General features: G+C 69.7%; 8 protein-coding genes and 1 pseudogene. 3 read left to right on the top strand and 6 right to left on the bottom strand.

What is annotated here, in order from left to right; genetic code table 11:
* A pseudogene (locus tag JHN45_RS32745) lies at positions 1–759 on the top strand (hydrolase); the annotation flags it as partial.
* Between the two features lie 35 nt (positions 760–794).
* On the opposite strand, the gene JHN45_RS32740 reads toward JHN45_RS32745, so the two are convergent.
* The 4 genes from JHN45_RS32740 to JHN45_RS32725 are packed head-to-tail and all read right to left on the bottom strand — an operon-like array spanning position 795 to position 5,654.
* Entirely contained in the window at positions 795–2,300 is a 1,506-nt protein-coding gene (locus JHN45_RS32740; protein ID WP_236584359.1) for an alpha/beta hydrolase domain-containing protein, read from the bottom strand.
* A 28-nt stretch (positions 2,301–2,328) separates the two neighbouring features.
* The gene (locus tag JHN45_RS32735) at positions 2,329–2,928 is read right to left on the bottom strand and encodes a TetR/AcrR family transcriptional regulator (RefSeq protein WP_200715518.1); all 600 of its coding nucleotides are present in this window, start codon (positions 2,926–2,928) and stop codon (positions 2,329–2,331) included.
* A 60-nt stretch (positions 2,929–2,988) separates the two neighbouring features.
* Positions 2,989–4,371 (bottom strand): HupE/UreJ family protein, encoded by a 1,383-nt coding sequence (locus tag JHN45_RS32730; RefSeq protein ID WP_201052526.1) that lies wholly within the window; start codon positions 4,369–4,371, stop codon positions 2,989–2,991.
* Positions 4,368–5,654 carry a DUF3500 domain-containing protein gene (locus JHN45_RS32725; RefSeq protein WP_307783263.1) on the bottom strand — a complete coding sequence of 429 codons (1,287 nt, stop codon included), beginning with the start codon at positions 5,652–5,654 and terminating at the stop codon, positions 4,368–4,370. The genes JHN45_RS32730 and JHN45_RS32725 overlap by 4 nt, the downstream gene beginning before the upstream one ends.
* Before the next feature lie 244 nt (positions 5,655–5,898).
* On the opposite strand from JHN45_RS32725, the gene JHN45_RS32720 reads away from it, so the two are divergent.
* Complete coding sequence (locus JHN45_RS32720; RefSeq protein WP_201052524.1) at positions 5,899–6,210, top strand: hypothetical protein; 312 nt, start codon at positions 5,899–5,901, stop codon at positions 6,208–6,210.
* A gap of 133 nt (positions 6,211–6,343) precedes the next feature.
* Here the strand turns inward: JHN45_RS32720 and JHN45_RS32715 are convergent, their stop codons facing one another.
* Entirely contained in the window at positions 6,344–6,766 is a 423-nt protein-coding gene (locus JHN45_RS32715) for a hypothetical protein (protein ID WP_201052522.1), read from the bottom strand.
* A 119-nt stretch (positions 6,767–6,885) separates the two neighbouring features.
* Entirely contained in the window at positions 6,886–8,232 is a 1,347-nt protein-coding gene (locus tag JHN45_RS32710) for a DUF445 domain-containing protein (protein ID WP_201052520.1), read from the bottom strand.
* Between the two features lie 106 nt (positions 8,233–8,338).
* Here JHN45_RS32710 and JHN45_RS32705 point away from each other — a divergent pair, with 106 nt between their 5' ends.
* Entirely contained in the window at positions 8,339–9,694 is a 1,356-nt protein-coding gene (locus tag JHN45_RS32705; RefSeq protein WP_201052518.1) for an SGNH/GDSL hydrolase family protein, read from the top strand.
* Positions 9,695–9,698: the final 4 nt, after the last annotated feature.

Genomic DNA, 9,698 nt, shown 5'->3' with positions numbered 1-9,698 from the left:
GACTGGATCATCTCCACCAGCAAGCCCGATCCGCTTGCCCAGGATTCCTCTCCCTCCTCCGACAAGGACTGGACGGGAGCACTGTCGTCGTGGGGCATCGCCTTGCAGAAGACCGGTGACTACAGCCTCAAGACCGCGACCAGCGCGCTGACTTACGGGGGATCGTCGGCGAACGACCTCTCGAACTTCGACACGCTGGTCCTGCCCGAGCCCAACATCAAGTTCACGACCGCCGAGAAGACGGCCATCATGAACTTCGTGAAGGCCGGTGGCGGGCTGTTCATGATCTCCGACCACACCGGGTCCGACCGGAACAACGACGGGTACGACGCGGTCCAGATCCTCAACGATCTGATGACCAACAACAGCGTTGATTCGACCGACCCGTTCGGGTTCTCCATCGACTCGCTGAACATCAGTTCCGGTTATCCGGCCGCCATCAGCGACAGCACCAACCCCGTGCTGCACGGCTCCTTCGGTACCGTCACCAAGAGCCTGATCGCCAACGGTACGACCGCCACGATCAAGCCCGCCGACAACTCCGCCGCCAAGGGGCTGCTGTACCGCAGCGGTTACTCCGGCAACACCGGCGCCTTCTTCGCGACCAGCACCTTCGGGAGCGGCAAGGTGGCTTTCTGGGGCGACAGTTCACCGGTCGACGACGGCACCGGGCAGTCCGGCAACACGCTCTACGACGGCTGGAACGACACCGGCGCCACCAACGCCGCCCTCGCCCTCAACGCCACGGAGTGGCTCTCCTCGTAAGCCGACCGGCCCGTAAGCCGACCGGCTCTTCACCCCCCGATGTCGGACCTCACCGCCGCCTTGACGAGGTCCGCCGCGTCGGCCGGCCTGATCGTTCCGGCCGCCACCGCAGCCGCCGTACGGGTCGCCCACTGCCTCACGAACTCCGCGTGCGTGGGGTAGAGGGTGGCAAGTCTCGCGCTGGTCAGGGGAGTTGTCGTACCGAAGAGGAAGCAGAACTGTGCCGAGCCGGTCTGGCCGAGGCCCGACAGTGCGGCAACCGGCGCGTCCACGGCGGGGGTTCGGACTCCGCCGGTGGCGTTGCCGTTGGCGTCCAGGACGAACGCGGGTGTGCCGTCGCTGCCCGTGGTCACCTGGAGTTGAGGGGTCTTGGCCGGTGCGATTCCGGTCAAGACCCAGCTGCGCAGGGCGTGTTGGGCGGCGTCCATGACGTAGTGCGCCTGGCCGGTGTTGATCGGGGCGGCGCAGGAGAAGCCGGGGGTGCCGGTGGGCGGGTCGAGCATGGCGCCCAACTCGCCTTGGCTGACGGTTCCGTCACCGGTGTCCGCGGCGCCGACGTTGGCGACGTAGTCGTCGGCGTGCGCGGTGCCCGCCACCTCCCAGAACCGCAGGCGTGTGGTGTCCGGTTGACGGGCCGTCACGTATCCCAGGAGCATCACGTCGGTCTCCGTCTCCACCGTGAGCACCGGGACGTCCGTGTCGGTGCGGAACTGGACGACCGCCGGAGTGGGGACGTCGGCCTGGGGCGCCTGCGAGAGCGCTGCCGCGAATCCGGCCCTGCTGTGGACGAGGAATCCGTCGTACGCGTGCGCCAGGGGCTGGACCGCGTCGATGTACGTGGTGAGGCGGAACGCCGACTGGGACTCGCCCTCGGCCAGCACCGCGCGCGGGCGGAGGCCGCCGAGGATCGTGGCCGCGGAGTCCCGTACGGCCTGTCCGGCCTGGGAGAAGATGTCGTAGGAGTAGCTGTCTCCGGGGTGGGACAGGGCCGCGTAGCGGACCGGGTCGGCGGCCTTGGTGGCGGCCACGCCGGTCGCCTGGGCGGAGACGCCGATCCAGGCGTAGCCCTCGCGGATCAGTTCGTTGTGGGTGTAGATCCACTCCGGGGCCACGTCCAGGCCGGCGGAGACGTTGAGCCACTCCACCACGACCGTCCCGTTGAAACGGGCCGCGTTCGATGGCCTGTTCATGACAAGCCTTGTTTCGTACGGTGCGGTGCTCGCGGGCGTCACGCTCCAGCGGCCGTCCGAGCCCAGCGGCGCGGTCGGTGTGTAGGAGGTGGCCGTGCCGGAGAGGAAGAACTCCGACTGTGTGTATCCCACGCTCGCGAGGTCGAAGGTCGTGCCCTGCAGTACTACGGCGCCCTTGCCGCCGGTGACCGGGCCGGTGACCGTTGCCGTACCAACCGCGGTCGCGGCCTGGGCAGTTGGCGCGGAGAGCCCTAAGAATCCCAAGAACAGGCAGACGCCTGCCACGACGTTCAGCAGCGAACGTCGGCGACTTCGGGCGGGCGGCCATTGTCTCGTGTCGTACATGAGTGATGCCTCCTCGGAGTTGTTGTCCCTACGGCTCGGGAAGTCCCGCCCGCAGTCGTGCGAGCGCGTCGGCCGTCAGCTCGGCGAGGTCCGAATCGCCTTCGCTCTCGAGCCACATGAAGACCGCCAGGCGCAGTGCGTTCGCCGCTACGACACCCGTCAGGCGCGGGTACAGATCGCGGCTCGCGTCCGTTCCGGTGCGCTCGGCGATGACCTCGGTGAGCTGCTCGCCGAGCCGTTCGAAGATCGCCAGCTGTGAGCCCAGCAGGGACCTGCTCGCCATCACCATCCGTACCTTGACGGCCAGTTGCTCCAACTGCTCCGGCGGCAGGAACGCCGAGAACGTCAGCGCGTGTCGCAGCGACTCCCACAGCGGTTCGTCGGCCGGGCGAGCCCGCAGTCCGTCGGCGATGTGGCCCATGCCGTCGACCAGTTCGGCGACGATCGCCTCCTCCTTGCCGGAGAAGTAGTTGCGGAAGGTGCGCGGCGACACGTCCGCGGCCTCGGCTATCGCGTCGGCGGTGACGTTCTCCACCCCGCGTTCCAACGCCAGCCGCATCGCCGCGCTCGCCAACGCGGCGCGCGTCTGCGCCTTCTTGCGCTCCCGTAGACCGGTCTCCGTCGCCACGTCCCGGACCGTACTCCGACTTGCCGGAAGGGAAAAGATGCCGGGACGGCAAATATTTCCCTATACGGCGGGCTCCGTCGCCGTCTCCAACTCCGTCGGCCCGCCGTCGCGTTGGCGGACGATCAGCGTCCAGCCGACGGCCGTCATCGCCGCGAGGGCAGTCACCGCGAGCACCGTCAGCATCCCCGTCGTATGGGATCCCGCGCTGTCCGCCGCCCTCGCCACCGGGTTGGGCAGGCCGAGGCGGTCCGCCAGCCAGCCGATCGCTGCTGTCGCCGTGATGAGGGCTCCCGTCACGCGTAGTGCGGGCTGTATCCGGAGGCGTGCCAGCACCAGCAGGGACGGCAACGCCAGGCAGACCAGCAGGAGTTGGACCAGTTCGATGCCCAGGTTGAAGGCGAGGAGGCTGCTTGCCAACTGGCCTGTGGACAGGTGCATTTCGGCGAGGACGAAGGAGAACGCCATGCCGTGGCCGAGGCCGAAGACGCCGGCCACGAGGGCTTCCCTGCCGGGGAAGAGCGGGCGGATCGCGTGGACCGCGCCCACGAGGATGCTCGCCGCGATGAACGCCTCGACCGGGCGGCCGGGGATCTGGAGGCGGGTCAGGGCGGCGGCGGCCAGCGCGACCGAGTGGCCGACGGTGAAGGCGAGGGTGATGCGGGCTATGCGCGTGAGTGCCGTACGGGGGCCTGCCAGGCCGCCGTTCCAGCGGCCGCCGGCCGCCAGCAGCGGTGCGGGCAGCAGCAGGATGAGCAGGAACAGGAGGTGGTCGGTGCCGGTGAGGATGTGGTCGGCGCCGAGTCGGAGCATGGCCACGAAGCCTCGCCACGCGCTGCCCTTGCCGAGGTCGACCGTCAGTGGCGGGACCTTCATGTGGCGGACGTCGAGGCGGATGGTGCCCACCTGGGTGGCGCCGTCGCCGGTGACCCGGCCGGCCGCCCAGTCCTGACGTACCGTCACCAGCGTTACGTGGGTGACCACTTGGTGCACGATCACGTCGTAGTCGAAGGTGAAATGGCGTACGTCGGCGCCGGGGGGCGGGGTGAGTACGGCCTTGGCGACCAGCTCGCGGTAGGGGCCGGTCGACGTCTGTTCGGTGCGGCTGAGGCTCAGGGCGCCGATGGTGACCCGCCAGGCCTCGCCCTTGAGGGTGGTCGGGTGGATGTGGGCGGCGAGGTAGGTGCGGATCGTCCTGGCCTTGGCGGGGAGGGCCGTCGACTTGACGGTGGTGAGGTCGATGCCGCTTGCCGTCGCGAAGTCGCCCACCGGCAGGGCCAGTTGGGCGGTGACCGAGTCCTTGTACACGTCGAGCTGGACCACTGAGTGCGGCATCGGGTGCGCGGCGGCCGGCGACGCTCCGAGCAGGAGCGTCGCCGGTACCGCGATCGCGATCCCGGCCACCAGGCGAAGCGCTGTGGTCAGCCAAGTTCGCGGTCGGGTCATGAGAAGGTGAACTCGCTGCCGTAGTCGCGGGTGTGGTCGCGGTACACGGTGTGGTAGTGGACCTTGCCCTGGAAGACGAGGCCGTTCTGGCAGACGAACTCGATCCACACGCCGGGGCCGTCGATGCGCACGTAGTCGCCCTGGGTGTCGAGGGCGGTGGTGCCGGAGTAGGCGACGTAGGTCTCGTTCAGCTCGTGCTCGTACGTCTTCATGAGCTTCTTCGCGGTGGCGTCGTCCACGTTGGCGATCCAGGGGTGGATGGCCTTCAGGACCAGCTGCTTCTGCTTCAGCGACAGCGTGCTGACCTTGATGCCTTCCTTGGTCGCCGGGAACTGGCCGTCCTCACCCGGGCCGAGGAGTACGTCACTGAACGACTCGGACAGCTTGGCCGTGGCCAGTTGCTCCGTGCTCAGGCTGCCGGTCAGCGCGAGCATGCCGTTGCGCTGCGCCTCCAGGGGCGAGTACGTGGTGCCGTCGTCGGCGGTCCAGCTGCTGGGCTCGACACCGACGAAGAACGGGCTGGCGCCTGCCACCTTCCCCTGCTTGTAGGTCTGGTTCACGGCGAGGTGGTGGCCGCCGAAGTGCAGCTGCCAGGTGCCGGTCACCGAGGGGGTGCCGAGGAAGGCCAGGAAGTAGACGCCGCTGCCGTAGCCGCCCATTCCGCCGCCTCCGGTGCCGCCGGACGGCGGGGTGCCGGTCGGGACGTCGGTCGGGGCGTCGGTGGCCGTCGAACTGGCGGACGGGTCGGCCGTGGCGGACGGGTCCGCGGAGGCCGTGCTCGACGCGGTGTCCGACGGTGCCGGACCCGCGGAACTGGTGGCCTGTGCGGCGTTGAGCACGTCGTCGGCCTTGAGGATCTGCGTGATCTGGTCGTACCCGGTGCCCTTGCCGGTGCCTGTGGCCAGCTTCACCACCTTCATGGCGGCGGCCAGTTGGGTGTCCGTCAGGGAGCCGAGCTGGATGCCGGGGCGGCAGGACGAGCCGCAGGGAAGGTTCGACCACGCGGTCGCGTTCGCCTGCGAGAAGTCCAGCAGGACCTCCGCCTGCTGGTCGGCGTCCAGTGTGTTCAGGAACTCGTTGGCCGCGCTGACCACGGCCGCGGTGCCGGTGGCCTTCTTGTCGACCGGGCGCTTGACGCCTGCCGCCGATTTCGCGGTTCCGGTGTCCGTCGAGGCATTCGCCACGGCGAAACCGCCGCCGACCAGCACCATTGCGGTGACGGCTCCGGCTATTCCGCGCCAGGTCCGTCTGGTGCGTACCAGACGGGTTCTGTCTCTGCTCACGAACAACTCCTTCGATTTCGGTAATTCCAGAGATTCCGCTCGTCAGCGGAGCGCCGACCGGTCGTTCGCGCGATTGTTGACAACATTATCGAGGTTCTTACCGAAATCTCAATGGACCGTCACGTGGATAAAATAAGTTTCAGGTTCCACAGCAATGCGGCCTGAATTCAGAGAATTCACTTATGTATTTGACAGGCTATGCTTGTCGCGCGAATAAGGTTTCCTGCTAACGGAGAGGCACATCATGGCCAAGGTCCCGAGCGTTCCCAGCGCGGTGGTCGCCGCGGGCGGGCTCGTCGGCGGGTACGGCGTGGCCCGCTGGACGAAGAAGCGTCAACTGGGCGGGGCCGTACTGGCCGTTGCCGGAGCCGCCGCCGCGCAGCAGTGGCGGCAGCGGGCCGGCGGAAAGGCGGCCGGGGCACTCACGGTCGCCTATGTCGCCGCGTTCGCCGGTTCCCATCCCCTGGCGAAGAAGGTCGGCGCCTGGCCCGCGGTCCTCGGTGTCGCGGGCGCCGTCGCGGTCGCGTCCTGGGTGGTGGCGGACCGGCGTGCCTGACTCCGTCGGCGACCGGGGGTGCGGCTCGAAAGTGTGACACTCAGACACCGAAGCGTCACACTTTTACGGAGAGGGTCCCCCCGGGCGGGGACAAAGGGACGCGTCGCTCACGAAGCCCGTCCGCTACGGCCGTTCAGCAGCCGTGGGCCGACAGCACGTCCTCCGTCGAGTCCTCCTCGCACGGGCGGAAGCGTCGGCCCACCGACGATGCCACCAGTACGCCCGCGCCGATCACGAGCGTCGCGAACGCCCACTGCTGGGGCCATTCGGTCTCGTCGGGCCAGTTGGTGTAGCCCCGCGGGTGGGTGACGTACATCAGGCCGGCCGGGGGCACCGCCACCAGCAGGACCGGCCAGGCCGGCTCGTCGCGGCGGCCGAGGTAGCCCGCCAGGAGCAGCAGGAGCGCCGCGAGGACCAGCACGCCGGGGACGGATGCCCCCGTCCAGGCGACGCAGACGAAGTACGCCGCCGACGCGAGGGCGGCGCCGAGGGTGCGGGTCAGCCAGCGTTCCGGCCAGGGGCGCGTCCGCAGGGGGCTCAGCAGCTTCTCGGTCATACGTACGAGGGTTCCCCGGTGCGGCGGCGGCGCAACAGAGTACGCGTACTCAGATCCGGCAATGTCAGGGAGTTTCTCCGGCTCGCGGCTCCTGGCTCCTGGCTCCTGGCTTCTGGCTCCTAGACCCCCACCAGCCGCGACACCGTATAGATCAGCAATCCCGCCAATGAACCCACCACCGTGCCGTTGATCCGGATGAACTGCAGGTCGCGGCCGATGTTCGCCTCGATCTTGCGGGTCGTGTGTTCCGCGTCCCAGCTCGCCACCGTGTCCGTGATCAGGGAGGTGATCTCCTTGCGGTAGGTGGTGACGACGTACACCGCCGCGCCCTCGACCCAGCCGTCGACCTTCTCCTGGAGCTTCGGTTCGACCGCCATCCGCGCGCCGAGCGACAGCAGGGACGCCCGCACCCGCAGTCGTAGCTCACTGCGTTCGTCCTCGGCGGCCGACACGATCATCGAGCGTACGGACGTCCAGGCGCTGGCGATCAGATCCTGGACCTCGCCGCGGCCGAGAACCTCGCCCTTGAGGCGTTCCACCCGCGCGCGGGTGTCCGTGTCCGACTGAAGGTCGGCGGCGAAGTCGCCGAGGAAGCGGTCCAGGGCGCCGCGGGCCGGGTGGGAGGGCATGTCGCGCATCTCGGTGACGAAGCGGAGCAGCTCCTTGTAGACGCGCTCGCCGATCCGCTTGTCGACGAATCTCGGGGTCCAGCCGGGCGCGCCGCCCTCGACGGCGTCCATGACCTGCTCGTCGTGCAGGACGAGCCAGTCGTGCGCGCGGGTGACGATCAGGTCGACGACCCGCTTGTGACCGCCGTCGGCGACGATCTTCTCCAGCATCTTGCCGATGCCGGGCGCGATCTCCTGGGCGTCGGCACGGCGGGTGATCGCCTCGCCGACCACCGCCTGGACGTCGGAGTCCCGGAGCACCGTGAGGGCTCCGCGGAGGGCGGCCGACAGTTCCGCCGTCACCCGGTCGGCGTGGTCCGGTACGGCCAGCCAGGCGCCGAGCCGGCTGCCGATGCCGACGGCGCGCAGCCGCTGTCGTACGACCTCCTCGGAGAGGAAGTTCTCGCCGACGAACTCGCCCAGGGAGACGCCCAGTTGGTCCTTCTTGGTGGGGATGATCGCGGTGTGCGGGATGGGCAGGCCGAGCGGGTGGCGGAAGAGCGCGGTGACCGCGAACCAGTCGGCCATCGCGCCGACCATGCCGGCCTCGGCCGCCGCGGCGACATAGCCCGCCCAGGGGCCCGCGCCCGAGTTCGACGCCCACTTGGCCAGGACGTACACGACGGCCACGAAGAGCAGCAGCGCCAGCGCCGTCAGCTTCATCCGGCGTACGCCGCGCTGCTTCTCCTCGTCGGCCGCGCTGAACGTGGTCATCGTGCGGCGGGAGGACGGCCCGTCGCCCTCGGCGCCCACTTCCGTACGTTCCATCCGCTCCACCCGTTCGCCGGTACCGTGCATATTGTCCCTTCCTGACCGACTCCCGGGACAGAACAGGAGTTCCCGACGTCACCCGAAAGTGCAGAATGGCAGGGCCCTGCCACTCACCCGAGGAGATCCGCACCGCGTGACCAAGCGTCCTGCCGGGGGTGTGGGGGTGCCCCCCACGAAACAGCGTGCCCTGCTGTCCGCGATCATCACCCTGATCGTGGTCCTTTCCGTCGGGATCTACGTCGGTGTCTCCGCCGGCGACGGCAGCGGAGGCGACTCCCCCGCCGGGGGCGGCTCCGGGGGCAATTCCGCCGCCCCCGCCTCGACCGGCACCTGGGTCGGCGCCTGGTCGGCCGCCCCGGTGGGCGGCGAGCCCGGCACCGGGGCGGCGGGCATGGCGGGCCGCTCGGTGCGCAACGTCGTCCACACGAGCGCCGCCGGGACGAGCGCCCGGATCACCCTCTCCAACCTCTACGGCCGCTCCCCGCTGACCCTCACCCACGCCTCGATCGCCCTCGCGGCCGGCCACAACAGTTCCGCCGCGGCCCCCGGCACCATGCGCCGGCTCACCTTCGGCGGCGCCACCTCCGTCACCGTCCCGGCCGGGCAGCAGGTCCTGAGCGACGCCGTCCGCCTCCAAGTCCCGCAGGGTGCCGACGTGTTGGTCACCACCTACGCCCCCGCCGGTTCCGGCCCGGTCACCTTCCACCCGTACGCCCGGCAGACCTCGTACCTGGCCGACGGCGACCGTGTCGAGAACCCGAGCGGCGCGCCGTACACCCAACGGACCTCGGTATGGCGCTACTTGACCGCGCTGGACGTGCTGAGTCGCGACGCGACCGGCACGGTCGTCGCGTTCGGCGACTCGATAACCGACGGGTCCACCTCGACCCAGAGCGCCAACCGCCGCTGGCCGGACGCCTTTTCGCGGCGGCTGAGCGCGGCCGTGGCGGCCGGACGCAAGGACGTGCCGCGCTACAGCGTCGTCAACGAGGGCATCAGCGGCAACCAGATACTCACCAGTCAGGCCGGCCGGCCCGCCGAGAACCAGGACGGTCTGACCCGCTTCGCCCGTGACGTGCTCGACCGCCCGAACGTCAAGGTCGTCATCGTCGACCTCGGCGTCAACGACACCCTGCACGACGCCGACTCCGACGCGATCCTGGCCGGGCTGCGCGCCCTGGTCCGCCAGGCCCACGCCCACGGCGTCAAGGTCGTCGGCGCGACCCTGATGCCCTTCGGCGGCTACCCCCGGTACACGGCGGCCCGGGAGGCCGTACGGCAGCGGGTCAACGCGGCGATCAGGAGCGGCACGGTGTACGACGCCGTCGTCGACTTCGACAAGGCGCTGCGCGACCCGTACGCCCCGCGCAGGTACGCCCCCGAGTACGACTCGGGCGATCATCTCCACCCCGGCGACCGGGGCTACCGCGAGATGGCCGACACCATCGGCCTGACCGACCTCAAGGGCGCGGTCCCCGCCCGGTTGTGAGCCG

Source organism: Streptomyces sp. MBT53 (genome assembly GCF_016654115.1).
Taxonomy (GTDB): Bacteria; Actinomycetota; Actinomycetes; order Streptomycetales; family Streptomycetaceae; genus Streptomyces.
This window is presented reverse-complemented; position numbering and strand designations above follow the sequence as displayed.

Bases quoted from the DNA above. Each gene is read 5' to 3' on its own strand.
- JHN45_RS32740 (WP_236584359.1), bottom strand. From the start codon at position 2,300: ATGTACGACACGAGACAATGGCCGCCCGCCCGAAGTCGCCGACGTTCG.
- JHN45_RS32730 (WP_201052526.1), bottom strand. From the start codon at position 4,371: ATGACCCGACCGCGAACTTGGCTGACCACAGCGCTTCGCCTGGTGGCC.
- JHN45_RS32720 (WP_201052524.1), top strand. From the start codon at position 5,899: ATGGCCAAGGTCCCGAGCGTTCCCAGCGCGGTGGTCGCCGCGGGCGGG.
- JHN45_RS32715 (WP_201052522.1), bottom strand. From the start codon at position 6,766: ATGACCGAGAAGCTGCTGAGCCCCCTGCGGACGCGCCCCTGGCCGGAA.
- JHN45_RS32710 (WP_201052520.1), bottom strand. From the start codon at position 8,232: ATGCACGGTACCGGCGAACGGGTGGAGCGGATGGAACGTACGGAAGTG.